Below are 26,382 nucleotides of genomic sequence, written 5' to 3'. Positions count from 1 at the left end.
TTACCGCGCACGCCTGTTTGGGCCAGTTGCTGTCCGTGATTACACCAACCGGAATAGGGGGAGTGCCTGTGTCTGAACCTATGGTCTGTGAAATGGAGGCCGCCCCTGCCAAGCTGCCCCGGATCGACTTCCTCTATCTTTCCGAAGCCGACATGATCCGCGCGGGCGTGACCGACATGGCCACCTGCGTCGACACGATGGAAGAGATGTTCGCGCTGCTGCACCATGGCGATTACCGCATGGCGGGCGGCAACAACAACCAGCATGGCGCCATCATCGTTTTCCCCGAAAACTCGCCCTTTGCCACCATGCCAAAGCCCACGACCGACCGTCGGTTCATGGCCATGCCGGCCTATCTGGGCGGGCGTTTCCAGACCGCGGGCATGAAATGGTATGGGTCAAACATCGACAATCGCGACAAGGGCCTGCCGCGCTCGATCCTGACCTTTGTGCTCAACGATGCCGATACGGGGGCGCCGCTGGCCTATATGTCGGCCAATCTGCTCTCGGCCTATCGCACGGGGGCGATCCCCGGCGTGGGCGCGCGCCATCTGGCCCGCAAGGATTCGCGCATGGTCGGCATCGTCGGCCCCGGCGTGATGGCGCGGACCTCGCTCGAAGCCTTCATGGCCACATGCCCGGCCCTGGATACCGTAAAAATCAAGGGGCGCGGACAGGCCAATCTTGATGCCTTCTGCGCATGGGTGGCCCAGACCTTCCCGCAACTCCATGTCCGCGTGGTCGAAAGCGACGAGGAAGCCGTGCGTGACAGCGACATCGCCACGTTCTGCGCCTCGGTGCCCACCGGCGATCCCTCGCTTTATCCCACGGTTCGGCGCGAATGGGTGCGGCCCGGCACGTTCCTCTCCATGCCCGCGCCCTGCAACATCGATGCGGCCATGCAAGGCGCCGAGATCCGCAAGGTGCTCGATTTCACAGGCCTTTATGAAGCCTATCGCGAGGAAATACCCAAGCCGGTCCATCGCTTCATCCCCGCCATCGGCGTGCGCTGGTTCGATCTGGTCGATGAAGGCCGCCTTGCCGCCACCTCGCTCGAAGATCTGAGCGCCATTGTGGCAGGCGCCGCGCCCGGCCGGACCAGCGATGACGACATCATCATGCTTTCGATCGGCGGCATGGCCGTCGAGGACGTGGCATGGGGCACACAGGTCTATCGCCGCGCTCTGGCCCAGGGGATCGGTACGCGGCTGAACCTGTGGGAACAGCCCGCGCTCAAGTAATTTTCCCAAACCTTTCATCATGCGAGATTGTCATGCTCGAAGTCATCAAAGTCAAAACCGGCAACAAATTTGAGGATCATGGCAGCTATTCGCGGCTCGTCGCGGTGGGTAATCTGATCTTTGTGTCCAATACGGCCGGGCGCAATCCCCAAACCAAGGCAATCCCGACAGACTTGGCCGAGCAGACCAATCAGGTGCTCGACAATATCGGCGCGGCGCTGGCGGCCGTCGATGCCTGTCTCGAAGATGTCGTGGCCGCGCGCGTCTTTGTGCAATTTGCCGAGGACGTTCTGCCGGTGATGGACGCCTATGGCCAAAGGATGCGGGGCATCAACCCCACCCTGACCATGACCAGCCCTCCGCTCGGCTCGCCTGAATACAAGGTGGAGATCGAGGTCACCGCATGGCGCGGAGCGTCGCGCGCGCCCTTGCGCGAAATGCAGATCACGCTTTGACCGGGGCGCGCAACATGGCGCCGCAGATCGCGCCGGTCTCGACCTCGCTGGATCATCCGGCGCAAACCGGGGTGGTGGTGATCGGCGGCGGCATCGTCGGTCTTTCCACCGCGCTCAGCCTTGCCGAACGCGGGGTGCCGGTGGTGGTGCTGGAAAAGGGGCGGCTCGCCGGTGAACAATCTTCGCGCAATCTGGGCTGGGTGCGCAAGGTGATGCGCTCGGTGCCCGATCTGCCGATGGCCATCGCGGCCGAGCGGATGTGGCAGGACATGCCCCGGCGCGTCGGCGAGGATTGCGGCTTTCGTCAGGCCGGGATCACCTATGTCGCCCGCACGCAGGAAGAACTGGCCGGGCATGAGGCGTGGCTGGAAAGCGTCCGCGACGCGGGGCTGGACAGCCGGATGCTGACCGGCGCCGAGGTGGCGCGGCTCATTCCCGGCAGCACAGGCACATGGGCGGGCGGGATCACCACGCCCTCCGATGCCCGCGCCGAACCGACACTGGCCTCCAGCGCGATTGCCAGAGCCGCGATGGCCAAGGGCGCGGTTATCGTCGAAAACTGCGCGGTGCGCACGCTGGTCACCACCGGCGGCGCGGTCAGCGGCGTGATGACCGAACGGGGCGAGATCCGTTGCCAGCATGTCGTGTTGGCGGGGGGTGTATGGTCGCGTCGTTTTCTGGCCAATCATGGTCAGCGCCTGCTGACCTTGCCGCTTGTCGCCTCGGTGCTGCGCACCGAACCCATGGACGGGCCGACCGAAAGCGCCGTGGGCGGAGCCGATTTTTCGTTTCGCAAAAGGCTCGACGGCGGCTTTACGATCACCCAGCGCGGCGCGCTCTTCGCGCCGCTGACGCTGGACCATCTGCTGATCGGGACGAAATATCTGCCCACGCTCGTCGCGCAATGGAAGAATTTGCGCGTCTCGCTGGGGCGTGAATTTCTCGACGATCTGGCCCTGCCCCGACGGTGGAACGCGGCGCGGGTCTCGCCTTTCGAAAGGCTGCGCACCATGGATCCGCCGGTCAATCAGGGCCTCAATGACGAGGCGATGCGCAATCTGATCGCGGCATGGCCGGTGTTTGCCAAGGCGCGCGTGGCGCAGGCATGGGGCGGCATGATCGACGTGACGCCCGATTCCATGCCCGTCATAGGCCCGGTGGATCGCCTGCCCAATCTGACGCTGGCCACCGGCTTTTCCGGGCATGGCTTTGGCACAGGGCCTGCGGCCGGACAATTGGCCGCCGATTTGGCCATGGGCGAGCGGCCCATTATCGACCCGCATCCCTATCGCCTCGACCGTTTCTGAACCCAAGGCCCGATGCCGCACCGCATCGGGCCTTTTCTTTGTCAGAACCCCGCCGCCGCGCGGTCCAGCCGCAAACAGACCGCTTTGGGCTCGGTAAAGGCCTGCATCGCCTCGCTGCCAAATTCCCGGCCCACGCCCGACAATTTGTTGCCGCCAAACGGCATGGCCAAATCCAGCACATTATGCGTGTTGATCCAGACCGTGCCCGCATCAATCCGGTCGGCCAGCAGATGGGCCGCGTCGATATCCCGTGTCCAGATGCTGGCGGCAAGGCCGAAGCTCGTGTCATTGGCCATGCGCACGATGTCGGCCCGGTCCTCCACCTTGACCGCGCAGACCACCGGGCCAAAGATTTCCTCGCGCATCACCGTCATATCGGCGCCGACGCCCGCCAGCACGGTGGGGCGATAAAACCAGCCCTCGCCATCGGGCATCGCCGCTCCCGTCAGCGCGACGGCGCCTTCGGCAAGACCGGCGGACACCAGGGCGCCCACCCGGTCGCGTTGACGGGCCGAAATCAGCGGTCCCATCTGGGTGGCGGCGTCAAAGGGTGAACCCAGCCGCAGATCTTGTGCAATACGGCAAACGCCTTCCAGCACGCGGTCATAAATGGGCGCCTCGATCAGGAGACGCGAACCGGCGGTGCAAATCTGGCCGGAATTGGCAAAGATCGCGCCCGCCGCCCCAACAATAGCGCGGTCCAAATCGGCATCGGCCAGCACGATGGTCGGTGACTTGCCGCCCAGTTCCAGCGTCACCCGCTTCATTGAGCGCGCCGCGCCCTGCAGGATCGACTGCCCCGTGGCATTTGATCCGGTGAAGGCAATCTTGCGCACGAGGGGATGCTCGACCAGCGCGGCGCCCACCGCCCCTTCGCCCGTCACAATATTGACCGCGCCCGCCGGAAAGCCCGCCTCCGCGATCAATTCGCCCAGCCGAAGCGCTGTGAGCGAGGTTTCCTCCGATGGCTTGAGCACGACCGTGCAGCCAAAGGCGATGGCCGGGGCGATCTTCTGAATGGCCTGACCGATGGGGAAATTCCACGGCGTGATCCCCGCGACCACGCCCACCGGGCGCCGCTGGGTAAAGGCGCGATAGACCGCAGGTTCGGCCACCAGCGGCGAATGGGTCACGGTTTCGCCCATCACCTTGGACGCCCAGCCGCCGAAATAGCGCAGGCCGTCGATGGTGAACTGCAGATCGATCGCGCTGGTCACCGCCAGCAATTTGCCGCTGTCGAGCGATTCAAGCGCAGCCAGATCGTCCCGCTCGCGCTCGACCAGCAGGGCCAGCCTTTCGAGCAGGCGTCCGCGATCAAGCGGGCGCATCATCTGCCACGCATCGCTTTGAAAACAACGGTGAGCAGCCTGTACCGCGCGGTCGACATCATCCGCATCGCAGACCGGAAACTGCATGATGTTGCGCCCGGTTGCCGGATCAACAGCCGCAAGGGTCCGGTCGGATCGCAGCGGTTCGACCAGGGCGCCGTCGATCAGCAACCGGCCCGAAGGCAAGGTGGGCGCGGGAGGTACAGTCATAGGATGGCTCCGTTTCAACAGGCGCAGACGCCTAGCCCTCGACGTGGGACGAACCCACGCGCGCATAGGCCGCAGGGCGCATTCGGCGCAGATAGATGCCATGCCCCAACCCCAAGGCCGCAATGGCGATAAAGAGCAAAGGCAGGCGGTTGATGACCGGCAAGGTGGTGCCCGTCAGTGTGGGATAATTGGCCAGCGACAGCCATGTCGCCGCCGCAATAATCAAACCGGCGGCCAGCGGAGCAACCGTCCTGCCCCATGAATATTCGCCGCGCCGGGCAAAAAAGAGCGGAATGGTAAGGGACGTGGTCGTCAGCAGGATTTCCAGCCCCACCGCTCCCATCGAAGACAGGCTGGTGGCAAGACTGAGCAAGGGGTCAAGCCCGGCCAGCGCGAAAAAACCGATGATGAGGATCAACAGAACCGCCAGCAGCAGACAGGCCAGATAGGGCGAGCCGTGCCGCCGATGCACCCGGCCCAGCGGCGCGGGGATCAGCCCATCGCGGGAAAGCGCGAAGAAATAGCGCGAGATATTGTTGAAGAAGCCAAGCGCGGCGGCAAACAGGCTGGAGATCGTCAACAGGTTAAGTGCATCGCGCCCGAATTGGCCAAGTTGACCGAACGCCACATTCGCCACAAGATGCCCCGGATCGGCCCCGGCGACAGCTTTGATCTTGTCGGGCGAAACCGCCAGCACCAGACACCATGAGGAAAGCACATAAAAGCTGCCAAGCACCAGCACGGCGCCATAGGTGGCGCGCGGAATGGTGACGGCGCGGTTGACGGCTTCTTCCTGATAGATGGCCGTTGCCTCAAAGCCGATGCAGCCGTTGATGGCATAGATCACCGCAATGCCAAGGCCCGGTGCGAAAACAGCGCGGGGCGAAAAACTGGTGAAATCGAGACCTGCCCATCCGCGATCCCACAGGATCAGGATGTCGATCACCGCGATCAGCCCCACCTCCAGCAAGAGCGCCACGATCAGCACCTTGGCCGCCATCGTGATCTTGTGATAGCCCAGCCATGCGATGACCGCGATACTGACCACGGCCCAGACCACCCAGCTTGTGACAATTCCGGTCAGGGCGGCAAACAGGTCGGCGGCAAAATAGCTCATCGCGCCCAGCACAGAAGCCGCCGCACAGATATACGCCACCACCGCCGTATAGGCCGCCGCGATGCCCGCCTCCTTGTTCAGGCTGGCCGCGATATAGGCGTAAAACGCCCCTGCGTTGCGCACATGCGGAATAATCCGCACATAGCCCACCGCAAACAGCAGCATCACGATGCTCATGCCAAGCTGGGTGCCTGGCACCCCTGCACCATTGCCGAAAGCAAAGGCCAGAGGCACAATTCCGGCCAGAACGCCCATCGGCGCGGCGCAGGCCAGAATCATGAAAATGATGTCGCCAGTGCCCAGAATGCCAGAAAACAGACCACCCTCGTCGGTGGCCTCATGGTCGGAATTGATCATAAAAGCTCGTCGCATAACAAGAGCCGGGGAAACCCATCCACCGGAGAATGCAGCAATGGCAGGTTTGCCGCCACACGGTATTGCACTTGTGTCGCCATAGTTTGTATTTTCGGCCAGCACCTTCGCCAAGGGCGCTCGGTCACTTGTCATTGCACGCCGCTTGGGCGACCCCTCGGACGCTACCGGATAAAGAAAGGGTACAAGCAATGAAGCGATGGATGAGGGCTGCCTGGCTGATGGCGCTTGCCTTGCCTGCGCAAACACAGAACCCGGCACAGGCGCAGGAACGGACCGATCCGGCCGTGGCCGATGCGGTGATGGCAACCGTGCGCAGTTATGTCGACAATCTGAACAAGGGCAACACGGCCGGGGTCGTCGCGGCATGCGCCAAAGAATCGGCCATTGTCGACGAATTTGCCCCGTATGAATGGCATGGGGCCGATACCTGCGCCCGCTGGGTTTCGGCACTGACGGCGCATAACAAGGCCATCGGGCTGACCAAGGGTGTGAACACGCTACGCAAACCGCGGCGGATCGATGTGGCCGGGGATCGCGCCTATGTCGTGGTTCCGGCCGATTTCCGCTATACTTTGAATGGCCAGCAAGGCGCGGAAATCGACGCGACCTTTACCGTTGCGCTGCACAAGGAAGCTGCGGGCTGGCGAATTACCGGCTGGGCATGGTCGCGGCCAGAGCTGGATTTCGACTACTGATCACGCGCCGGACTTCGCCGTTGCAATGGATGGCCACGCGCAAATACCGGGTGGCCGAAATTATCATGGCGAAGTCCATTCGCGCCATTCTTGATTCCAACCATTATGTCATTCTCTTGACAATAGAAGACGCGGAGAGACTGGGCAATAATTGGACGCTCTTCGCGACATCCGGGTAATTTTGGCAATCATATTTTGAATGGGCCAAACCCGCTTCGCTTATTTGGGGGAGAATTTAACGTGGCTGCTTCAAAGCCGCTCCGATCGGCATGCCTGACATTGCACCGATACATCGGTCTGGTGCTTGGGCTGTTTCTTATCGTGATTGCGGCGACGGGCAGCGCCATTGCCTTTTACCAGGATCTGGAGCGCAAGCTCAACGCCCCTATGCGGATTGTGATACCTCGGCCGCAGGGGTGGACATTGAACGAAGTCTTGCGCATCCGCGCCCGACTGGAAGCACAGGATCCGCGCAGCAGCGTGTTCTCGCTGCAGTTGCCGCAACGGCCGGATGAAGCGCTGTTTGCCCGCGTCATGCCCGCGATTGATCCACGCAGCGGCAGAGAATTTGCGCTGGATTACGATGAATTATTTGCCAATCCCTATACCGGCGAAAGGTTGGGCCAGCGCCGGATCGGTGCCGCCGCCCTCAATTGGCAAAGCCTGCCAAGCTTTCTCTATTACCTCCATTATGCGATGTTTTTACCCTTTGGCGCGGGCATCCTGCTGATCGGCGTGCTTGGGCTGGTCTGGTTGGCCGAAAGTCTGACCGGCTTTTGGCTAACCCTGCCGCCACGGCCCGGACGGGGCAGGAAAAATACGCCTGCCCGCCCCTTTCGCCAGCGTTGGGCCAGCGCGTGGAAAATCGAGCGCAAGGGTAACACCAATCGCCTTCTGCTTGATCTGCATCGGGCGCCCGGCCTGTGGCTCTGGCCCCTGCTGGCCATTTTTGCCGTCACCGGGTTCGCGCTCAATCTGGGCGGCCCCTATGCCCACGCGGTCCAGCGTATCGCCCCCTATGAACATTTTCAGGAAGCGCCGCCGCGTGCCCCCCTGTCGCAACCCTTGGTCAATCCGCCGATCAACTGGTTCAAGGCCGCCGAACTGGGTCAGCACTATTTTGCCCAAGAGGCCCGGCGCGAAGGCTTCATGCTCGGAAAGCCCGCCGCCATCGAATATCGGCGCGATCTGGGCCTCTATTTTTTCCTGATGCACACCTCGCGCGATCTGCTCGACGCGCAGGGCCGCCCCACGGAAACCGACTCCCCCGCAACGGCGGCCACCATCGCGATTGACGCGCGCGATGGCCGCTTTCTGGGGCTGCAACTTCCCACCGGACAGCGGGCCGGCAACACGCTGACCAACTGGCTGATTGCCCTGCATGTCACGGCTGTCGGCGGGCGCGTGTGGCAAGTGGCGGTGGCCTGCTTTGGACTGGTCGTGGTGCTGGGCTGTGTCACCGGACTGTGGCTGTGGTGGCGCCGCAGAGGCCTGCGATGAGCCAAGAATTTTAAAAACCAGAAAAGAAGAGGGGAACCCTGTGATGGGAAGTGCCGAATTCCGTGTCCGCCATTTGCCGCTGACCTGCCTCATGGCGCTTGCCATGACCTGTACTCCTGCGGTGGCCGGCGATGGCCCCACCAAGCCGGACAATTCCAACGAGATCATCGTGACCGCGCAAAAGCGCGAGGAGCGTCTCAAGGACGTGCCGGTCCCCGTATCGGCCATCGGCGGCAACGCCCTGCTGGCGGTCAACCAGACCCGTGCGCAGGATTTCTTTTCCAGCATGCCGGGGGTCAATCTTCAATTCGTCAACAACCGCGCGCAATTGGCCATTCGCGGCATAACCACCGGCCCCGCCACGGGCAATCCGGCGGTCGGTTTCACCATTGACGATGTCCCGTATGGATCATCCACGGGGCAGGGCGGCCTGTTTGGCGCAGCGCCCGACATTGACCCTTCGGAACTGGCCCGGATCGAGGTTCTGCGCGGCCCGCAAGGTACGCTCTATGGCGCCAGCAGCATTGGCGGTCTGGTGAAATATGTGACCGTCGCCCCTGATACCCGCGGCTTTTCCGGCAGCGTGGGCGGCGGCCTCAATATGGTCAACTATGGCGGCCAGTCGCTTGGCTATAATGCCCGCGCCGCGCTCAACATTCCTCTGAGCGAGGATACTGCCATAAGGGCCAGCGTGTTCACTCGCCGCGATGCAGGCTATATCGACAATATCCGCACCGGCCGCGACAATGTGAATTCCTCCAACGTAACCGGCGGTCGCCTCTCAGCCCTGTGGAAGCCTTCCTCGTCTTTCTCCTTGCGGCTGAGCGCCCTTTATCAGGTGCGCGACCTGCATGGCTCACCCTCAGTGGACAGCCGAACCGGCGCGCCCTTTCAGCAGACCGACCAGATCGGTGCCGGGCCCAGCCATTCCGAAGTGCAGATGTACAATGCCACCATCAAGGCCCGCCTCGGCAGGGTGGACCTGACATCTGTGACCGCGTTTTCACGCAACAGCAATTCGGACCGCATCGATTTTACCGCCTCGCCGCTGACCGCAGCGGTATTTCCGCTTGTCTATCCCGCCGCGTCCGATTTCGGCCATGTGATGATGACCGGCTACAGCGTGGACAAGGTATCGCATGAAACGCGTCTGTCGGGCACGCTGGCGCAGTCTTTCGACTGGATTGCGGGCGGTTTCTATACGCGGGAAAAGGCGAATTACACGATTGATTCCGCCGCCACCAATCCGCTCAACGGCGCGATCTACGGCTATCCGGTGATTTGGCGCGATTCGGCGACCTATGAGGAATTTGCAGGCTTTGCCAATATCACTGCGCGGTTGAGCGAAAGGTTCGATGTGCAATTGGGCGGGCGGTGGAGCCGCAACACCCAATCCATGATCCACCGCGAATGGACCATGCTTGAGCCCGACCCCGCCCCTGCGGCCCATCGGGAAACCAACCCGCAGGCCAGCGGCAATGCCTTCACCTTTCAGGTTTCACCCCGGTTCAAGCCTACGCCCGATCACATGATTTATGGCCGCGTGGCCTCGGGCTATCGCCCCGGCGGCCCCAATGCGGGGTGCAACACCGATCCGGCCGAACCGGTGCCATGTCAGTTCAAGCCTGATCGCACGATCAATTACGAATTAGGCGCCAAGGGCGATCTGCTGAACCGCGCCTTGTCTTATGACATCTCGCTTTTTGCCATCGACTGGCGCGATATTCAGGTGACGCAGGTTTCGGCCCTTGGCACCTTTACCTATAATTCCAACGGCGGAAAAGCGCGCAGCCGTGGTTTCGAAATTTCCCTTGAGGCGCGACCGACAGACCGGCTGACGGCCAAAATGTGGTGGTCCTATGTCGACGCCACGCTGCGTCAGGGTTTCGCCTCGGCGGTCCTCTATGCCGCGCCGGGCGACCGTTTGCCCTATTCCAGCGAACATTCGGGCCGTTTCTCGCTCGATTATGAGGCTCCGCTGCGCGACGGGACGAAAGCGCGGTTGGGAATTTCGGCCACCTATGTAGGCGAGCGCAAGGGAGAATTCGTGCCCAGCCAGGCCGAAGCGCCCCTGCGCCAATCCTATCCCGGCTATGTCCAGTTCGACATCAACGGCGCCCTCAACTTTGGCCCGTGGAATGTGAATGCCTTTGTCCAAAACCTGACCGACAAACGCGGCCTGATCGGCGGCGGCTATTACAACCAGACCAATTTCAATCGCTATTGGTTCAACCTGATCGCGCCGCGCACGGTGGGTCTGAGCCTTGACTACAGTTTCTGAGGAGGCGGGGATGAGCACTTTTCCAAAGAGCGCGCTATGCGCATTGGCGCTGTCCATCGCGGCGGCGCCCGCAGGCGCCGCTGATGGGCCGGAGGTGGGCGTCCCTGCCCGCCTGCCGGGCGCCGGGCCTTTCCTGTTCCAGACTGCCGAACAAAGCCGCATCAAGGTCGATATCATCGCGGGGGGCCTTGTCCATGGCTACAGTCTGGCCTTTCTTCCCAATGGTGATGCGTTGGTGGTGGAGCGGGGCGCAAGATTGCGCATGCTGCGCAACGCCACCGGGCCGCGACCGACACTGGCGCCAAACCCGATCGCGGGCATCCCCGAATACAGCCATACGCCCCATCTAGATCTGTCCGACGTATTGGGCATTCAGGATGTGGCCCTCGATCCTGATTTTGCCGTCAACCATCTGATCTATCTTACCATTAATCGTCCGGTCGGACTGGATGCGGCCGGCGGCCGGATCACAGCCGCCACCGTTTTGGCACGAGGGCGGCTGGACGGGATGCGGCTGGTGAACCTTTCCGATCTGGTGGTGGGCGAGGCAAAGGTAGCCGTGGGTGGATCGCGCATTCTGCCCGGACGCCATGGCGATCTCTTCGTCTCGGTCGGCGCGCTGAGCGAGGGCGACATTCAGTCAGCCCAGCGCACCGATACCATCTATGGCAAAGTGCTGCGCGTCATGCGCGATGGGCGGATCCCGTCCGACAATCCCTTTGTCGGCGTCAAAGGGGCAAGGAGCGAAATCTGGACCTTTGGCCATCGCGATCCGCTGGGCCTCGCCTTCGCGCCCCAGACCGGGCAAGTCATCGCCTCGGAACATGGGCCGCAGGGCGGCGACGAATTGAACATACTGTTGGCGGGGCGCAATTATGGTTGGCCCAATGCCACGTACGGCACGCAATATGGCGGCTCGCCGCTACCCGTCGCCCCTGTGCCGCCCGGCACGCAGGGGCCAACGCTTATCTGGTCGCCCTCCATCGCGCCCGCCGGCATTGCCTTTTATACGGGCGCGAAATTGCGGGGCTGGCGCAACAATCTGTTCATCGCCAGCGCCCGGCGCGGCCAGATCAACGGAACGGGCGCGCTCATTCGTGTAGTTTTCAACGAAAGACTTGAGGAAGTTCGTCAGGAAGTCCTGTTAGGCAGCCTGCATCAGCGCTTGAAGGACGTGCGCCAAGGCCCCGATGGGCTGCTCTATGCCTTAACCGACGAACCCCATTCCGTGGTTCTGCGTATCGCCCCTGCCGCGCGGTAAAAAATACGCCGCAGGGAGGATGCCTTCCTGCGGCGCGATCCATGGTTTAGAGATTGATTTCCCGGATAAAAAGGGCCGGGTCGACCAGCCAGCGCGCCATGGCGTCCTGCGCCACATCGCCCACACAGGTCTGTTCCCGGCCCTGCGCCAGAGCATCAACAACCGCAGCCGCCAGACGGGCAGGCGCCACTTTGGGCGGGGGCAGAGATTGATGATCCGCATCATCAGTCGGGCCGGTAAATACCGTGAGCACCCGCACACCGATGGCGCGCATTTCATGGCGCAGGCTTTGCACCAGCGAGAGGCGAGCCGCCTCCGCCGCCGCGAAGCCGGCAAACCCGGCGTCCCCCGCCAGCGCCTGAACCGAGAGCAGATCGACGAAGGCCCCCTGAGGCCGCCCGGCCAGCAACGGCACGACGGCCCCGGCCAGACGCGACAGGCCCATGGCGGATACTTCCAGCGCAAACTGCTGCTCGGCCAAGGCTGCATCCCGGCTGACGCCCCCGCCGCGAACATGACGCGCGGTGTTGACCACAATATCGAGCGGACGCTCAATCATACCCAGCGCCGCAGCCACCGAGGCCGGATCGGTCAGATCAAGCGGGACAACCTGCACGGCCTCATGGCCCAAGACGGCATCCTCGCCATCGCTCACGCAAACCGGCCTGGTCATCCCCGCAACCACCAGCCCCGCCCCGGCCTGCGTCAAGGCGCGGACCATCGCGCGCCCCACGGCATGACCGGCGTCACTGACCAAAACCGTCCGGCCCGCAACCGGAACGACAAATTCGCGCCATTGCCGGTCGCTCTGCGGATCATTCATCTCGGGTGTTCCTTCGGCCGGCAGAGCGAAAAGGGCGGCATTGCCCCCGCGATCAAGCATCAAGCGCATCACCGCCCGCATGCCCGGCTTTAAGGCACCATGAAAATGGGCCATGGCCACCGGCCCGGCGTCCAATTGCACCGTGCCCATGCGCCAGGGCAAATGGGCGCGGAAATAGGGATCGGTCGAGGCGTGGATCGCGGTCTGTGTGACAACGCATACGCCCGCAGGCTGATCCGTCCACGCCAGCTCACCCCAACATTGCGGACATGCATCACGCGGCGGCCAAGCCACCGCAGCACAGGCGGTGCAGGCCTGAAGCATAAAGCGCCCCTGCGCCGCACGGGCCGAAAGGGCATGCATCGCCCGGCTGCGCGCGCCGGGCGATGCATGGGGGATCTGCGCCAAAGACTCGCGGTTTTGGTGTGGCGGACGCGTCATCACAAGGCCTTCAAAAGCGCAGCGGCGGTACAGACACCGCGATCATAATTCACCAGACCAAACCCTGAAATGGCCGCAATCCGGGCATCGGGCACTTGTGCGCCCAGCGGGCAATGCAGAATTTGCCGCAATCCTTCGGTGACATTCTGAAAGCCGCCGGCCGCACCGGCCTGACCGGCAGACAATTGGCCGCCATTGGTGTTGAGCGGCAGATCGCCGCCAATCGTGAAATCGGTTCGACGGATGAAATCGACAACGTCCTGTTCAGGGCAAAAGCCAAGATCAACCAACTGCATGGCCACGATCACCGGATAATCATCGTAGGCCTGAAGGCAATCAACCGCATCAGGACCGATCCCCGCCATGCTCCAAAGATCGTCAATATCCATGGCCCAGCCGCCGCGCCGTTGAACAGGGTCCTGATGATAGGCGTTGTGGCGCTCGATCGTGCCCAGAATGCCCGCTCCGGCCAAGCCGCGCGCCTCGGCGATTTCGGGCGTGGTGACGATAAAGGCTTCCGCCCCGGCGCAGGGCATCACACAGTCAAACAGATGCACCGGGTCGGCAATGGCTCGTGCGGCAAGATAGGTCTGCATCGTCAACGGATCGCGCATCAGGGCCAGCGGGTTTGACGCGGCATTGGCACGCTGGGCCAGACACAGCTTGCCGAAATCCGCGCGTTCGACCCCGGTCTCGCGCATCCACGCGTCCGTGATCAGGGCGAATGTGGCATTGGGCCCGCCAAATCCATAGGGATAGACCGCATCTTGCGAGAAACGCGAGAAAGCGGATAGACCTTTGCGAAAGCTGTCAATCTGATTGGCATCTGCGGCAAGGCAGACCACAATTTCGGCATCCCCGCATTGCACCGCCCGGGCGGCACGGCGCAGCGCCATAACCCCGCTGGCGCCGCCGGTGGGAATATGGTCCAGCCAGCGCGGCGACAGGCCCATATGCTGGGTCATGCCCACGGCCGTATCCGGCCCGGCGGAAAAACTGGAAAAGCAAAAGCCGTCAATATCGGCGGGACCAAACCCTGTCGCGCGCGCCAGCAGTCGCAGCGCCTCCCCCGCCCACCAATGCGCAGGCTGGGGCGAAAAGCGCTGGTAAGGCACCGTCACCGGGGAGCAGACAACCACTCCGTCATAGGGGGCGCGTCGCAGCCTCATCCCTGACGCTTCTTCAACGCGCGCGTGTCATGGAAACCACCGCGTGCCATCATCGCGTCAACCTGGCCCTTCAGCGCGGCGCGCAGGATCTTTTCAGTGGGCGTGCGGGGCAATTGTTCAACAAAGCCGATCCAGCCCGGCACCTTGTAATAGGCCATGTTGTCCAGCCCCCAACGGGCGATCTCACCGGCCAGTTGTGCGGCATTCTCGGCAGGATCATTGGCCACGATCAGGGCCGCGACCTCATCGCCGCGTATGACATCGGGCGTGGCGGCCACCGCCACTTCCCGAATGCCGGGATGGCGCGCCAGAATGGTCTCCACCTCAACCGCTGCGATATTCTCGCCCGATCGGCGAATGACATTCTTCTTGCGATCCACGAAATGCAGATCCCCATCGGCATCGCGCATCACAATATCGCCGGTGTGAAACCAGCCGTCGGCCCAGGCCTCGGCGGTGGCCTGCGGATTTTTGAGATATTCGCGGAAGAAGCCAAAACGCGGGTCGCCTCCCGCATGGCGCACGAGCAATTCGCCCGGGACGTCGTCGGGGCAATCCACCCCCGCCTCATCCACAATGCGGACGGCAACATCGGGCGTCGGGCGGCCAAAGCAATTGGTGCCGACCTTGCGCGGCTCGCGATGCGCGCTGATAACGCCGCCGCTGCCGGTTTCGGTCATGGCCCAGGCCTCGATCAGGGGGAAACCGAAGCGTTGTTCAAAAGCGGCGTGCAATTCGCGCGGCGAACCGGCACCAAACCCGAAACGAACCGAATGGCGACGGTCCAGTTCGCTTTCCGGCGCCTTCATCAGCATGGCGGGCATCACCCCCAGATAGTGGAGACAGGTCGCCTTGCTTTGCCGCACCGAATCCCACCATGTCGATGGGTGAAACCGGTCCAGCACCGTCAGACAGCCGCCCAGCGTAATCATCGCCATCAAGGACACCGCCAGCGCATTCATGTGAAACAGAGGCAGCGGGGTCAGCATGCGCTCCTGCCCCGGGCACAGCGCGATGAGGCCGCCAACATCGCCATACCAATCCCCCGAATGCAGGAAATAGGTGTTGGTCAGAACGCATCCTTTGGGCTGGCCTGTGGTGCCCGACGTATAGAGCAGCGCCGCCTCGCTTTCCCAGTCGGGCTGACCGGAAGCCTGCGCGTGGGGCGACAGCGGCAGAAGCGGTTCATCAGGGGTCGAACAAACCATGGCGCTGCCCGCAGCCGAGGCGGCGGCGGCGAGCGCCGCAACGCGGGCCGGGGTCGCAAAAGCCGCGCTCATTTCGGAATGGGCGATCAGATATTCCAGTTCGGCCATACGCAGATCCGGATTGATCGGCACAATCGAGCCGCCAAGGCTGTTGGCGGCCAGAAATATCTCGATGAATTCCGGCCGGTTTTCCAGCAACAATCCCAGCCTTGACCCCCGGCCGACGCCGGCCTGTCTAAGAACGTGGCGGCGCGCGGTCACGCGGGCCAGCATCTGTGCATAGGTGATCTCGCCATGGGCAAGGCCATAGACCTGCGCGGTTTCGGGCAGGATATGAAGAAAGGGATGGTCCGGCCAATGCTCTGCGGCGGCGGCAAACCGCGAAAAGACAGTTTCAGCAGTCATGGCCATCCCCTCCAGAAGCATTCTTTCGCATATGTTTATATGTAAAATAAAATCTGTCAAGCACGGGGCCTACCGGGAAATTCAGCCCTGACCGCGCTGCAGATTGCCGATCATGGCCCCCAAAACCCGCTGACAAACAACCAGATCCTGCGCATCAATACCTGCCGTAAGCAAAGCCCTGTAACCCTCGATCAACGGCCAGACCGCGAGCATTTTATCGCGCCCAGCCGCAGTCAGGATAACTTCACGCCGCCGTTGGTCCCCGGCCGGCGTCCGCCTTTCAAGCAAACCGGCATTCACCATGGCCTCGATGGTGCGACTGGTCGTGGATTGCTCTGCAAAGCTGCGCAAGGCAATCTCGTTGATGGTCAGCCCATCCTCGATATACAGCACCGTCAGCGCGCGCACCATAAGCAGCGAGAGGCCGAGAGGCTCCAGCATCCGAGCCTGAGCGGCCTGACCCAGGCTGGCTAGATGGTTGATGCTATAGCTGGGATAACCTTCGAGATCCTCCCGCAAAGTCGGCAGGCCACACCGGCCCGTCATGGCACCACCTTATCCATGCGGCGCAACAGATGCAGCGCATTTTCCATTTCCTGCTCCGAAAGCGCCCCCAACCAGCCGCGCACGGCATCATCATGCATCGCTTGCGCCGCCAGAAAGGCCTCCCTTCCCCGCGACGTCAGACGGATAATGAAAGAGCGCCTATCCGTGGCCGAAGCCTCGCGAGCGATGAGCCCGTCATCCAGCAACCGCCGCGTCAGCCCGGTGACATTGCCGCCCGTCACCTTCAACCCATGGGTCAAATCGCCCAGGGTTCGCCCGTCCGGCGCATTCACCAATTGGGCCAAAACGTCATATTTCGCCAAAGTGATGCCGCAATCACGCTGCATCTGACGGTTCAGCCGTTGATGGATTTTGCCGTAGAGCGACAGCAACGCCACCCAGACATGCACTTCAACAGGGCGCTCAGCGCCAAGAATATCGGGCAATTTGTTCATCGCGCGAATTCCTATCGCATCCACCGGGCCAAGTCCAACCGATGCCGGATGGTGCTTTGACCTCCGGACCATGGCTAACATTTGACGCTGCGCCATTCGCTGGCCATCATGGCGGCATGGACAGTTTGAATTTTTCGCGCCGCGCAGCGCTCACCGGGGCGGCAGCGGCTGCGCTCGCCCGCCCGATCCACGCTTTTGCCGCAAAGGCCGGGAATGCATCGCGCAGTCCGGGCGCGGCGCTGCTCGACAGGCTGGCGTGGGATCTGCTGGAACGCGCCCCCACCAGCGCAACCTCGCTGGGGGTGGACACGGGGGCGCATGCGCGCCTGCGCGGCGCGCTCGATGATCGCTCGCCGGCGGGCGTGGCGGCCACGCGGGCCTTTCTGGATGACGCTCTGGCGCGGCTGGACCGGGTGGAGCGCGGCGGTCTGGATGCGGCAACGCTGACCAGCCTGACCGTCACGCAAAGCGCCTTTCGCACCGCGCGCGAAGGCATGGCGCTGCCCTATGGCGATGCCACGATCGGCGGATGGCGCAACACGCCCTATTGCGTGATCCAGAACGTGGGCGGCTGGATCGACATCCCGCAATTGCTGGACGGGGATCAGCCGGTGCGCGATGCGGCCGATGCCGAATATTATCTGCAACGGCTGGTCGCCATGCCCGCCTTGCTGGATGGGGAAACCGCGCGCATCGCCCATGCGCGCGGCATCGGGCTGGTGCCGCCTGACTTTCTGCTGGACAAGACGATTGCCGGGATGACCCGCGCCATTACCGAGGCGGCGCGCCATGATGGCCCGCTGGTCGGGCCGCTGATGCGCAAGGCGGTCGGGGTTCCCGGTCTGGACGCTGCGGCGCTGGGCACGCGGGCCGAGCGGATCATCAGCCAGGGCGTGATCCCGGCCCTGCAACGCCAATTGGCCGAAATCCGTGCGCAACGCGCCATCGCCACCGGCGCGGCGGGCATGGGCGGCCGTCCGCATGGCGAGGAGTGGTATGCCTGGGGCCTGCGCGCCGGGACAACCACGCGCCGCACGCCCGAGGAGATCCATGCCATCGGCCGCGCCCGGCTGGTCGAACTGGGCGCGCAGATGGACACGATCCTGCGCAGCCTCGGCCTGACGCAGGGGTCAGTGGCCGAGCGCATGAATGCGTTGCAGCAGCGGCCCGACATAACCTTTGGCACCGATGATGCCGCGCGGGAAAAGATCGTCGCCTATATGAATGCCAAACTGGCGGCGATGCGGGAAAAACTGCCCTCCGCCTTTCGCAGGCTGGTGCGCGGCAATCTGGAAATCCGCCGCATGCCGTTGGCCGAAGAGCCGGGGGCCCCTGCGGCCTATGGCGGGCCGGGGTCGATCGACGGGCGCATCCCCGGCAAGATCTGGGTCAATCTGGGCGATCCGGCGATCCACAACCGCGTCAGCATTCCCGATCTGGTGTTTCATGAAGGTATCCCCGGCCATGTCTGGCAGGGCGAATTTGCGCAGGCGCTGCCCCTGATCCGCTCGATATTGGCCTTTAACGCCTATTCCGAAGGCTGGGCGCTCTACAGCGAGCAACTGGCCGACGAACTGGGCATGTATGCCGACGATCCGGCGGGGCGGCTGGGCTATCTGATGGGCCTGTCGTGGCGGGCGGCGCGGCTGGTGGTCGACACCGGCATCCATGCAAAGGGCTGGAGCCGCGATCAGGCGCTGAACGAGTTCATGGCCGCCACCGGCCTTTCCCGCAGCAACGCGGTGAGCGAGGTGGAGCGCTATTGCGCCTGGCCGGGGCAGGCCTGCGGTTATATGCTGGGCCAGATCGAGATCAACGCCCAGCGCGAGCGCGCCCGCGCCGCACTGGGCCAACGCTATGACCTGCGCGATTTCAACCAGACGGTGGTGGACGGCGGCAATGTGCCGCTGGACGTTCTGGCCCAGAACGTCTCACGCTATATCGACGCCGGATAGGCCGATGATCGCCTTTTCAGCAGGACCTATTGCGACACCGAAACCTCGGCGGTGACCGAAAGGCCGGGGCGCAGAACGCCGGCGTCCTTCTGCCCCGGTTCGATGCGGATGCGCACGGGCACACGCTGGACGATCTTGGTGAAATTGCCGGTGCCCGGTTCGAACGGCAAAAGGGCAAAGGTCGATGCCGAACCCGGCGCGATGCTCTCCACCACGCCCGCCACCGTGCCGCCGCCCAGCGCGTCGACATGCACCTGCGCGCGCTGGCCGGGATGCATGCGGCGGGTCTGGGTTTCCTTGAAATTGGCGGTGACATAGAGCGCCTGCATCGGCACCAGCGTGAGGGCGCGTGTGCCGGGCTGGGCATAGTCGCCCACGCGCAATTGGCGACTGGCCACCACGCCGTCCATCGGGGCGGTAATGGCAGTATGGCGCAGGTCCTGTTCGGCAAGGTCCAGCGCGGCCTTGGCGCGGGCCTCGCCTGCCTCGGCGCGGGCAAGAGCGGCGAGGAGATCGCCGCGCCGGGCATTCACCACCGCGCCCTGCCGACGCGCCACATCCAGATCCGCCTGCGCGCGGGCCAGCGCCTGCCCGCCCGCAACGGCCCCGGTGCGATAGGCTTCGGCATCGCGCGCGGCAACAGCCCCGGTGGCCAGCAGCGCCTGATAGCGCGCGGCGTCGGCACTGGCATGGCCCGCGTTCGCCTCGGCCGAGCGGATCGAGGTGGCCGCCGCAACAGTCTGCGCGCGGGCCAGCGCTTCCTCGCGGCCCTGACGCACTAGCGCCGCGCGGGCGGCCGCCACCGCCCCGCGCGCATCGGCAAGCTCGGCCTCGGCACGGGCGCGATGGGCGACATATTCCTCCGGGTCGATCCGCATCAGCGCCTGGCCCGCCCGCACGCTCTGGTTTTCGGCCACCAGCACCGCGCTGACAAAGCCCTTGATGCGCGGGGCGACATGGGTGGCGTCGGCTCCGACATAGGCATCATCGGTCGATTGCGTTGCCGGTTCGGACAGGATCCATGCCGCGCCCAGCCCGCCCACCGCCAGCGCCGCTGCGGCGGCCAGAACCGCGCGCGACATTCTGCGCGGGGGCGCCTGAATTTCCTGAAGGCCTGCCTCCTGCAAGGCGGGATCGGCGGTGCGCTGGAGCATGGGAAAAGCCTCTTGTTGAAATGATGTTCATCATATATATGACACTCATCATTTCAACAAGAGGCAAAATCGTGGCATGCTTCCCCCCGCTCTCTCGCGCCTGTCACAGGACTGGTCCGCCGACCCCACCGCGATGCCCACGGCGCGCAAATTCCTGATTTTCGGCCTGATGGCCTTTGGTCAGTTCCTCGCGCTCTTCGATATCCAGATCGTCTCGGCGTCCCAGCGCGAGGTGGCCGCCGGGCTTGCCGCCGGGGCCGATGAGGTAAGCTGGGTCCAGACTGCCTATCTGATGGCCGAACTGGTGATGATCCCGCTTTCGGGCTTTCTGGCGCGGGCGCTTTCGACGCGCTGGCTGTTTGTCGCCTCATGCCTGATGTTCACGCTTTCCAGCCTGCTGTGCGGCCTGTCGTGGTCAATCGGCTCGATGGTGGGTTTTCGCGCGCTTCAGGGTTTTACCGGGGGGGCGATGGTGCCGCTGGTGTTTGCAGTCGGCTTCACCCTGTTTTCGGGCAAACAGCGCGCGCTGATCCCGGCCATTCTGGGCACGGTCAGCGTGCTGGCCCCGGCGCTGGGGCCATCGGCGGGGGGCTATATCACCGATGTGCTGAACTGGCGCTGGCTGTTCTTTGTCAACGTGATGCCCGGCCTGTTCATCGCCGCCGCCTGCGGCCTGCTGCTGCGCATTGACGGCGCCGACCCTTCTTTGCTCAAGCGCATCGACTGGGCGCATCTGGCGGCGATGGCGGTGTTTCTGGCCGGGCTGGAATATGTGCTGGAGGAAGGCCCCCGGCATGACTGGCTGGGCGATGAGACGATTGCGCTGGCGGCATGGGCCTCGGCGGTTGGCTTTGCGCTGTTTCTCGAACGCTCGTTTTTCTCGGCCTCGCCGGTCGTTTCCCTGCGCTCGTTCCGGCGGCCCACCTTTGCCTTTGCCTCGGTGTTCAATCTGGTGATCGGCTTTGGCATGTATGCCTCGATCTCGCTGATCCCGCTCTATCTGGCGCTGGTGCGCGGCTACAGCGCGCTTCAGATCGGCCAGACGATCTTTGTGGTGGGCGTGGCGCAACTGGCCTCGACGGTGGTGGCCGCCGCACTGTCACAGCGGGTGGACATGCGGGCCATGATCACCGTGGGCCTCCTGCTCTTCGCGGCCAGCCTGTGGCTGACCTCGGAAATGACCGGCCAGTGGGGCTTTTGGGAATTGCTGGCGCCCCAGATGCTGCGCGGCTTTGCGCTGATGCTGTGCATCGTGCCCTCGGTGACGATGGCGCTGGGCGCGGTGCCGCCGCAGGAACTGGGCGCGGCTTCGGGTCTGTTCAACCTGATGCGCAATCTGGGGGGCGCGATCGGCATCGCCGTGGTCAACAGCTGGCTTCAGGACGACAGCCGCATCGCCGCCGCGCGCCTGTCCGAAGCGATGGGCCACTACGGCGCCCCGGTGCAGGAGGCAACCGCCACCCTTGCCGCGCATATGGCCGCGATCACGCCCGATGCCGCCCAGGCGCAATGGATGGCGCAGGGCGCTTTGGCCCGCGTGATCTCGCGTGAGGCTCTGGCGCTGGGCTTTGACGATGTGTTCCGCATCATGGCCTTCATGTTTGTCGCCGCGCTGGTGCTGGTGCCGTTTTGCCGCCCCGCCGCCGCCCCGCCTCCCCCCGATGCCGCCGCTCATTGAAGGAGCCTTGTGATGCGTATTTTCCCTTTTCCGCTTGCCGCTCTGGCGCTGGTGCCGGCAGCGCCCGCGCAGACCGCCCCGTCACCACAGGTGCAGGCCGTGCAGCCATGGTGGCAGGCCTTCAACGATCCGCTGCTTGATGCCGCCGAGGCGCAGGCGCTGGCGGGCAATCTCTCGCTGGAGGCCGCCGCCGCGCGGGTGGAGCAGGCGCGCGCTATGTCGCGCCGGGCGGGCGCGGCGCTGTTGCCTTCGGCCAGCCTTTCGGCAGGGGCCGAGACCGACCGGCAGTCGCTGCATTCGCCCATCGGCGCGGCATCGCAAAAGATCGGCCTGCCGCGCGACTATGAACTTTATCAGGCGGGCGTCGGGGCCCAGTGGGAGATCGACCTGTTTGGCGGGCTTTCGGCCGCCCGGCGCGCGGCGGCGAGCGGCGCCATGGCCACGCTGGCCGAGGAACAGGCGGCGCGTCTGGCCGTGACGGCGCAGGTGGCGGACGCCTATCTGCACCTGCGCGGGCTGCAACAGCGCTTGGCGCTGGCGCAGGATCAGGCCGCCTTGCGCGGATCGCTGGCCGCGCTGGTGCGCCAACGCGCCGATCAGGGGCTGGCCAGCCAATTCGACGCCAACCGGGCCGAGGCCGCCCATGCCGCAGCCCAAGCCGCCCTGCCCCCGCTGCGTCAGGCCATCGCGGTCGATCTTGACCGGCTGGGCGTGCTGATCGGCGACCGGGCATGGCCGAACCGGCTGCGCGCGCCCGCGTCGCTGCCGCTGGGCTTTACTCCGGCGCTGGATGCCGATCCCGCCGCGCTGATGCGCCGCCGCCCCGATCTGGTCGCCGCCGAGGCGCGGGCCGCCGGGGCACAAGCCCGCATCGGCGTGGCCAAGGCGGAATATTACCCGCATCTGTCGCTGGGCGCTTTGGCCGGCGTGGTCACGGTGGGCGGCCTGTCGCTGGCATCGGGCGATGCGGTCACGGCCAGCGGCGGCGCGGCGCTGCGCTGGCGGCTGTTTGATTTTGGGCGGATCGATGCGGAACTGGCCGCGGCGCGCGGGGCCCGGCGCGAGGCTCTGGCCCAATGGCGCGAGGCCGCGCTGGTGGCCGGCGCAGAGGTCGGGGATGCCATTGCCGCGCTGGACGAGGGCGCCCGCGAGGAGGCCGCGCTGGCGCAGCAGGTGGCCCTGTTGACCCGCGCCCGCGATCAGGCGCGCGATGCCTATACCCAAGGCGCGGTCTCGCTGATCGACGTGCTGGACGCCGACCGCAACCTGCTGGAGGCCAGCGACCGGTTGACCCAATCGCGCGAAGCTCTTGCGCGCTCCAGCGTGGCGGCTGTACGGGCAATGGGCGGTGGATTTGAAACTGGTCGGAAGGTGATGCAGGATGGCTGACAAAAGCGCCCATAAGGCCCGTGTGCGCGAACGCATCCTCGACGAGGCCGCCGCCGCGCTGCGGGCCGGCGGCACCGAGGGGCTGAGCGTGGCCAATCTGATGAAACGGGCGGGGCTGACCCATGGCGGCTTTTACGCCCATTTCGAAAACCGCGACGATCTGGTGACCCATGCCATCGACCGCATGTTTCAGGACAGCGCAGGCATGATTCAGCGCTTTCTGGGCGAGAGCGACGATCTGGACGGGCTGATCGACTTTTACCTTTCGGAACAGACGATGCGGCGCCATGATCGCGGCTGCCCGCTGCCTTGGCTGGCGGGCGAGGCTCCGCGCATGCCCGAGGCGGCGCGGGCGCGCTTTCAGGCGGGTATCGCGGCGATGGAGCAGGCTCTGGCCGGGGCGCTGATCCGCCGAGGGCGCGATTCCGGGGAGGCAGGCCTGTTGGCCACATCCCTTGTGGCCGAAATGGTGGGGGCCATGGCGCTGGCGCGCGCCTATGGAGACGGCCCCAAGGCCCTTGCCACGCTGGCGGCCGCACGTCAGGCCATTGCGCGCCTGCTGGTACGCTGATCGCGCCAAGCGCATTATCCGGCAAATCTTTCCGATGGGATGGAGTGAATTCCATGACTGATACAACCGTTCACCTGATCGCCCGCCTTGTGCCCCAACCGGGCAAGGAGGAGGCCTTGGCGCAAACCATGCTGGCGCTGATCCCCAAGGTGCTGACCGAACCGGGCTGTCTGGCCTATGGCGCGCATGAGAGCCTTGATGCGCCCGGCGTGATCATCATGGTCGAGGCATGGGCCGATCAGGCCACGCTCGATACCCATGCCGCGCTGCTCGAATCGAGCGGGGCGGCCGCCCGATTGGGCGACCTGTTGGCAGAACCTGTGGCGATGGAACGGTTGCGGGCGCTCTGAACCCGCGCCCTAACCCGTTCTGGCCAGACGCCGCAGGGCCTGCGGGGGCTGGCCATATTGGCGCATGAAGGCCTCGCGCATCCGGCGCAGATCGACAAAGCCGGTCTGCTGCGCCACGGCCTCCAGACTGTGGCGCGTATCCTCCAGCAGGATTCTGGCCGCCTCCAGCCGCAATTGCTCGACCGCCTTGGCCGGGGATTGCCCGGTTTCGGCGCGAAAGGCTCGGCTGAACTGGCGCGGCGAGAGGGCGGCCACCTCGGCCAGCTCCTCCACGCCCAGAGGATTGGTCAGATGCGTGCGCGCATGGATCAGCGCTTTCTGGATGCGGTCGCTGCTGGCCGCCAGACTGAGCAGTTCGGAATGCTGCGACTGGCCGCCTGCGCGCCGGTGATGCATCACCAGCCGCCGCGCCACGGCGCCTGCCACATCCGCGCCCAGATCCTTTTCCACCAGCGCCACGGCCACATCCAGCCCCGCCGTCAGCCCCGCCGAAGTCCACACCGGCCCTTCATTGATAAAGATGCGGTCCTCCTCCACCCGGACGCCGGGATAGGCCTCGCGCATCATACGGGCATAGGACCAATGCGTGGTGGCGCGCCGCCCGTCGAGCAGCCCCATCTGGGCCAGCAGGAAGGCCCCTGTACAAAGGCCCGCCACTCGCCGCGCGGCCTGTGCCGCCTCGCGCAGCGTATCAAGCGTTGCGGCATCCTGCTGCGGTGGCGGCGTGGTGCCCGCCATCACCAGCAGCGTATCGATCGGCCCGGCCTGCATCAGCGGCACCGTGGGCAGCGGCAGGCCGGTCGAGGATGTCATCATTCCGCCCTGCACGGAATAGATGCCCAGCGAATAGAAATCCTGATCCGCCACAAGGTTGGCCAGTTCAAAGGCCGCTTGCGTGCCCAGCGCGAGAAATTGGAATCCGGGGGAAAGCACCATGGCGATGTGGGGCATGGGATGAGCCTTTGCACTATGTCCTGAAAACGTAGTTTATACGTCATTTCGGTCAATGTCCATCGGGTCCATACAGGGCGGGTCAGAAACAAACCCCACCAAGGAGATCCCCCAATGTCCCAGACCAACCCCATCGCCCAGGGCACCGCTCTGATCACCGGCGCCTCCACCGGCATCGGCGCCATCTATGCCGACCGCCTCGCCCGGCGCGGCCATGACCTCATCCTCGTGGCCCGCAACCGCGACAAGCTGCAAACGCTGGCCGCGCAGATTTCCGATGCCACGGGCCGCGCGGTCGAGGTGGTCGCCGCCGATCTGGGCGAGGCCGCCGATCTGGCCCGCGTGGAAGAGATCCTGCGCCGCGACGCCAGCATCACCGCGCTGGTCAACAATGCGGGCATCGGCACCCATGCCTCGCTGCTCGACAGCGATGTGGAGCGCATGGAGGCGATGATCCGCCTCAACGTGCTGGCGCTGACCCGGCTGACCTATGCCGCCGCGCCGGGCTTTGCGGCGCGCGGGCGCGGCACGATCATCAACATCGCCTCCATCGTGGCGGTGGCGCCCGAATTGCTCAACGGCGTCTATGGCGGGTCGAAGGCCTTTGTGCAGGCTTTCACCACCTCGCTCCACCATGAACTGGCCGACAAGGGCGTGCGCGTTCAGGCGGTTTTGCCCGGCGCGACGGCGACCGATTTCTGGGAAATCGGCGGTCTGCCGGTGGAAAACCTGCCCGGCGAGATCGTGATGCGCGCCGATGACATGGTCGATGCCGCGCTGGCCGGTCTCGACCGGGGCGAACTCCACACCATCCCCGCGCTTCAGGACATCGCGCTCTGGGAGGCGTTCGAGGCCGCCCGCGCCGCGCTCGGTCCCCAGCTTTCCGCAAGCCGCCCGGCCCCGCGCTTCGGTCTGGCGCAAAACTGATCCCCTCTGATGAAAGGATGATTTCCATGTCTCTTATCCCCCATCTCTCCGACGAAAGCGTCACGCCCAAGGTTGCCGACATTTTCGGCAAGGCCCGCGCCGGTCTGGGCAAGGTGCCCAATCTGTTTCGCGTGATGGCGCAGGCGCCCGCCGTGCTTGATGTCTATTGGGGCGCCAAGGCGGCGCTGGGCGGCGGCGCCCTGCCTCCCTCGGTGCAGGAACAGATCGCGGTGGCCGTCGCGGCGGCCAATGGCTGCGATTACTGCCTTGCCGCCCATACCGGCGGGGCGCGGGCCAGAGGCGTCAGCGCCCAGGATGCCGCCGCCGCCCAATCGGGCAGGGCCAGCGACGCCCATGTCGAGGCGATCCTGACGCTGGCGCTGGCGGTCAATGCCGATCATGGCCGGGCGGGTCCGGCTGTCCTTGAGCAGGCCCGTGCGGCCGGGCTGTCCGATGCCGAAATTCTCGAAACCGTGGCCCATGTCGCGGTCAACATCCTGACCAACTCGATCAACAACATCGTCGACACCACGCTGGACTTCCCCCGCGTCGCCCGCGTCACCGCCTGAACTGAATTGAAAGGAGCTTTC

At 64.6% G+C, this 26,382-nt stretch carries 23 protein-coding genes; 14 read left to right on the top strand and 9 right to left on the bottom strand.

Translation table 11 applies throughout. The annotated features are described in order from the left end of the window. Positions 1–92: 92 nt before the first annotated feature. The 3 genes from PQ457_RS17060 to PQ457_RS17050 are packed head-to-tail and all read left to right on the top strand — an operon-like array spanning position 93 to position 3,003. Positions 93–1,241 carry an ornithine cyclodeaminase family protein gene (locus PQ457_RS17060; RefSeq protein WP_273620388.1) on the top strand — a complete coding sequence of 383 codons (1,149 nt, stop codon included), beginning with the start codon at positions 93–95 and terminating at the stop codon, positions 1,239–1,241. Positions 1,242–1,273: 32 nt separating this feature from the next. Next, on the top strand, positions 1,274–1,696 hold the full coding sequence (locus PQ457_RS17055; RefSeq protein WP_273620046.1) for a Rid family hydrolase: 423 nt from the start codon (positions 1,274–1,276) through the stop codon (positions 1,694–1,696). Positions 1,697–1,710: 14 nt separating this feature from the next. Beyond that, positions 1,711–3,003, top strand: coding sequence for an NAD(P)/FAD-dependent oxidoreductase (locus tag PQ457_RS17050; protein ID WP_273620045.1), 1,293 nt, complete (start codon positions 1,711–1,713; stop codon positions 3,001–3,003). A gap of 41 nt (positions 3,004–3,044) precedes the next feature. Here the strand turns inward: PQ457_RS17050 and PQ457_RS17045 are convergent, their stop codons facing one another. Further along, the gene (locus tag PQ457_RS17045; protein ID WP_273620044.1) at positions 3,045–4,541 is read right to left on the bottom strand and encodes an aldehyde dehydrogenase family protein; all 1,497 of its coding nucleotides are present in this window, start codon (positions 4,539–4,541) and stop codon (positions 3,045–3,047) included. A gap of 31 nt (positions 4,542–4,572) precedes the next feature. Continuing rightward, complete coding sequence (locus PQ457_RS17040; RefSeq protein ID WP_273620043.1) at positions 4,573–6,015, bottom strand: APC family permease; 1,443 nt, start codon at positions 6,013–6,015, stop codon at positions 4,573–4,575. A 218-nt stretch (positions 6,016–6,233) separates the two neighbouring features. Here PQ457_RS17040 and PQ457_RS17035 point away from each other — a divergent pair, with 218 nt between their 5' ends. The 4 genes from PQ457_RS17035 to PQ457_RS17020 all read left to right on the top strand — a co-directional run bounded on the left by PQ457_RS17035 (position 6,234) and on the right by PQ457_RS17020 (position 11,770). Further along, on the top strand, positions 6,234–6,728 hold the full coding sequence (locus PQ457_RS17035; RefSeq protein ID WP_273620042.1) for a nuclear transport factor 2 family protein: 495 nt from the start codon (positions 6,234–6,236) through the stop codon (positions 6,726–6,728). Between the two features lie 240 nt (positions 6,729–6,968). After that, on the top strand, positions 6,969–8,228 hold the full coding sequence (locus PQ457_RS17030; RefSeq protein WP_273620041.1) for a PepSY-associated TM helix domain-containing protein: 1,260 nt from the start codon (positions 6,969–6,971) through the stop codon (positions 8,226–8,228). 103 nt (positions 8,229–8,331) lie between these two features. Continuing rightward, entirely contained in the window at positions 8,332–10,509 is a 2,178-nt protein-coding gene (locus tag PQ457_RS17025) for a TonB-dependent receptor (protein ID WP_273620040.1), read from the top strand. 10 nt (positions 10,510–10,519) lie between these two features. Further along, the gene (locus tag PQ457_RS17020) at positions 10,520–11,770 is read left to right on the top strand and encodes a PQQ-dependent sugar dehydrogenase (protein ID WP_273620039.1); all 1,251 of its coding nucleotides are present in this window, start codon (positions 10,520–10,522) and stop codon (positions 11,768–11,770) included. Between the two features lie 46 nt (positions 11,771–11,816). Here PQ457_RS17020 and PQ457_RS17015 read toward each other — a convergent pair whose 3' ends face one another. The 5 genes from PQ457_RS17015 to PQ457_RS16995 form a co-directional block, all read right to left on the bottom strand. Next, positions 11,817–13,034 (bottom strand): SDR family NAD(P)-dependent oxidoreductase, encoded by a 1,218-nt coding sequence (locus PQ457_RS17015; protein WP_273620038.1) that lies wholly within the window; start codon positions 13,032–13,034, stop codon positions 11,817–11,819. Then, complete coding sequence (locus PQ457_RS17010; protein ID WP_273620037.1) at positions 13,034–14,203, bottom strand: thiolase family protein; 1,170 nt, start codon at positions 14,201–14,203, stop codon at positions 13,034–13,036. Before PQ457_RS17010 ends, PQ457_RS17015 begins: the two co-directional genes overlap by 1 nt. Then, the gene (locus PQ457_RS17005) at positions 14,200–15,816 is read right to left on the bottom strand and encodes an AMP-binding protein (protein ID WP_273620036.1); all 1,617 of its coding nucleotides are present in this window, start codon (positions 15,814–15,816) and stop codon (positions 14,200–14,202) included. The genes PQ457_RS17010 and PQ457_RS17005 overlap by 4 nt, the downstream gene beginning before the upstream one ends. 81 nt (positions 15,817–15,897) lie before the next feature. Beyond that, on the bottom strand, positions 15,898–16,335 hold the full coding sequence (locus PQ457_RS17000) for a MarR family winged helix-turn-helix transcriptional regulator (protein ID WP_273620035.1): 438 nt from the start codon (positions 16,333–16,335) through the stop codon (positions 15,898–15,900). A 23-nt stretch (positions 16,336–16,358) separates the two neighbouring features. Further along, positions 16,359–16,817, bottom strand: a complete 459-nt coding sequence (locus PQ457_RS16995) for a MarR family winged helix-turn-helix transcriptional regulator (RefSeq protein WP_273620034.1) — start codon at positions 16,815–16,817, stop codon at positions 16,359–16,361. A 116-nt stretch (positions 16,818–16,933) separates the two neighbouring features. On the opposite strand from PQ457_RS16995, the gene PQ457_RS16990 reads away from it, so the two are divergent. Continuing rightward, positions 16,934–18,772, top strand: a complete 1,839-nt coding sequence (locus PQ457_RS16990; RefSeq protein ID WP_273620033.1) for a DUF885 domain-containing protein — start codon at positions 16,934–16,936, stop codon at positions 18,770–18,772. A gap of 26 nt (positions 18,773–18,798) precedes the next feature. On the opposite strand, the gene PQ457_RS16985 is transcribed toward PQ457_RS16990, so the two are convergent. Beyond that, complete coding sequence (locus tag PQ457_RS16985) at positions 18,799–19,926, bottom strand: HlyD family secretion protein (protein ID WP_273620032.1); 1,128 nt, start codon at positions 19,924–19,926, stop codon at positions 18,799–18,801. A 76-nt stretch (positions 19,927–20,002) separates the two neighbouring features. On the opposite strand from PQ457_RS16985, the gene PQ457_RS16980 reads away from it, so the two are divergent. Genes PQ457_RS16980 through PQ457_RS16965 form a run of 4 tightly spaced genes read left to right on the top strand, consistent with a single transcriptional unit; the run spans position 20,003 to position 23,914 of the window. Then, positions 20,003–21,604 (top strand): DHA2 family efflux MFS transporter permease subunit, encoded by a 1,602-nt coding sequence (locus PQ457_RS16980; protein ID WP_273620031.1) that lies wholly within the window; start codon positions 20,003–20,005, stop codon positions 21,602–21,604. Between the two features lie 12 nt (positions 21,605–21,616). Next, entirely contained in the window at positions 21,617–22,993 is a 1,377-nt protein-coding gene (locus PQ457_RS16975; protein ID WP_273620030.1) for an efflux transporter outer membrane subunit, read from the top strand. Continuing rightward, positions 22,986–23,564 (top strand): TetR/AcrR family transcriptional regulator, encoded by a 579-nt coding sequence (locus PQ457_RS16970; protein WP_273620029.1) that lies wholly within the window; start codon positions 22,986–22,988, stop codon positions 23,562–23,564. Before PQ457_RS16975 ends, PQ457_RS16970 begins: the two co-directional genes overlap by 8 nt. A 53-nt stretch (positions 23,565–23,617) precedes the next feature. Next, on the top strand, positions 23,618–23,914 hold the full coding sequence (locus PQ457_RS16965) for a putative quinol monooxygenase (protein ID WP_273620028.1): 297 nt from the start codon (positions 23,618–23,620) through the stop codon (positions 23,912–23,914). A gap of 9 nt (positions 23,915–23,923) precedes the next feature. Here PQ457_RS16965 and PQ457_RS16960 read toward each other — a convergent pair whose 3' ends face one another. After that, positions 23,924–24,865, bottom strand: a complete 942-nt coding sequence (locus PQ457_RS16960) for a GlxA family transcriptional regulator (RefSeq protein ID WP_273620027.1) — start codon at positions 24,863–24,865, stop codon at positions 23,924–23,926. Positions 24,866–24,979: 114 nt separating this feature from the next. On the opposite strand from PQ457_RS16960, the gene PQ457_RS16955 reads away from it, so the two are divergent. Together PQ457_RS16955 and PQ457_RS16950 are read left to right on the top strand one after the other, a co-directional pair. Then, positions 24,980–25,792 carry an SDR family NAD(P)-dependent oxidoreductase gene (locus PQ457_RS16955; protein WP_273620026.1) on the top strand — a complete coding sequence of 271 codons (813 nt, stop codon included), beginning with the start codon at positions 24,980–24,982 and terminating at the stop codon, positions 25,790–25,792. 26 nt (positions 25,793–25,818) lie between these two features. Continuing rightward, a complete protein-coding gene (locus PQ457_RS16950; protein WP_273620025.1) occupies positions 25,819–26,361 on the top strand; it encodes a carboxymuconolactone decarboxylase family protein in 543 nt (180 codons plus the stop codon). Positions 26,362–26,382: the final 21 nt, after the last annotated feature.

The organism is Novosphingobium humi (genome assembly GCF_028607105.1).
GTDB classification, from domain to species: Bacteria; Pseudomonadota; Alphaproteobacteria; order Sphingomonadales; family Sphingomonadaceae; genus Novosphingobium; species Novosphingobium humi.
This window is presented reverse-complemented; position numbering and strand designations above follow the sequence as displayed.

What these genes read in the sequence shown, in the direction of transcription:
- PQ457_RS17060 (WP_273620388.1), top strand. Translation starts at nt 93, where the DNA reads ATGGAGGCCGCCCCTGCCAAGCTGCCCCGGATCGACTTCCTCTATCTT.
- PQ457_RS17055 (WP_273620046.1), top strand. Translation starts at nt 1,274, where the DNA reads ATGCTCGAAGTCATCAAAGTCAAAACCGGCAACAAATTTGAGGATCAT.
- PQ457_RS17050 (WP_273620045.1), top strand. Translation starts at nt 1,711, where the DNA reads ATGGCGCCGCAGATCGCGCCGGTCTCGACCTCGCTGGATCATCCGGCG.
- PQ457_RS17045 (WP_273620044.1), bottom strand. Translation starts at nt 4,541, where the DNA reads ATGACTGTACCTCCCGCGCCCACCTTGCCTTCGGGCCGGTTGCTGATC.
- PQ457_RS17040 (WP_273620043.1), bottom strand. Translation starts at nt 6,015, where the DNA reads ATGATCAATTCCGACCATGAGGCCACCGACGAGGGTGGTCTGTTTTCT.
- PQ457_RS17035 (WP_273620042.1), top strand. Translation starts at nt 6,234, where the DNA reads ATGAGGGCTGCCTGGCTGATGGCGCTTGCCTTGCCTGCGCAAACACAG.
- PQ457_RS17025 (WP_273620040.1), top strand. Translation starts at nt 8,332, where the DNA reads ATGACCTGTACTCCTGCGGTGGCCGGCGATGGCCCCACCAAGCCGGAC.
- PQ457_RS17020 (WP_273620039.1), top strand. Translation starts at nt 10,520, where the DNA reads ATGAGCACTTTTCCAAAGAGCGCGCTATGCGCATTGGCGCTGTCCATC.
- PQ457_RS17015 (WP_273620038.1), bottom strand. Translation starts at nt 13,034, where the DNA reads ATGACGCGTCCGCCACACCAAAACCGCGAGTCTTTGGCGCAGATCCCC.
- PQ457_RS17010 (WP_273620037.1), bottom strand. Translation starts at nt 14,203, where the DNA reads ATGAGGCTGCGACGCGCCCCCTATGACGGAGTGGTTGTCTGCTCCCCG.
- PQ457_RS17005 (WP_273620036.1), bottom strand. Translation starts at nt 15,816, where the DNA reads ATGACTGCTGAAACTGTCTTTTCGCGGTTTGCCGCCGCCGCAGAGCAT.
- PQ457_RS16995 (WP_273620034.1), bottom strand. Translation starts at nt 16,817, where the DNA reads ATGAACAAATTGCCCGATATTCTTGGCGCTGAGCGCCCTGTTGAAGTG.
- PQ457_RS16990 (WP_273620033.1), top strand. Translation starts at nt 16,934, where the DNA reads ATGGACAGTTTGAATTTTTCGCGCCGCGCAGCGCTCACCGGGGCGGCA.
- PQ457_RS16985 (WP_273620032.1), bottom strand. Translation starts at nt 19,926, where the DNA reads ATGCTCCAGCGCACCGCCGATCCCGCCTTGCAGGAGGCAGGCCTTCAG.
- PQ457_RS16980 (WP_273620031.1), top strand. Translation starts at nt 20,003, where the DNA reads ATGCTTCCCCCCGCTCTCTCGCGCCTGTCACAGGACTGGTCCGCCGAC.
- PQ457_RS16975 (WP_273620030.1), top strand. Translation starts at nt 21,617, where the DNA reads ATGCGTATTTTCCCTTTTCCGCTTGCCGCTCTGGCGCTGGTGCCGGCA.
- PQ457_RS16970 (WP_273620029.1), top strand. Translation starts at nt 22,986, where the DNA reads ATGGCTGACAAAAGCGCCCATAAGGCCCGTGTGCGCGAACGCATCCTC.
- PQ457_RS16965 (WP_273620028.1), top strand. Translation starts at nt 23,618, where the DNA reads ATGACTGATACAACCGTTCACCTGATCGCCCGCCTTGTGCCCCAACCG.
- PQ457_RS16960 (WP_273620027.1), bottom strand. Translation starts at nt 24,865, where the DNA reads ATGCCCCACATCGCCATGGTGCTTTCCCCCGGATTCCAATTTCTCGCG.
- PQ457_RS16955 (WP_273620026.1), top strand. Translation starts at nt 24,980, where the DNA reads ATGTCCCAGACCAACCCCATCGCCCAGGGCACCGCTCTGATCACCGGC.
- PQ457_RS16950 (WP_273620025.1), top strand. Translation starts at nt 25,819, where the DNA reads ATGTCTCTTATCCCCCATCTCTCCGACGAAAGCGTCACGCCCAAGGTT.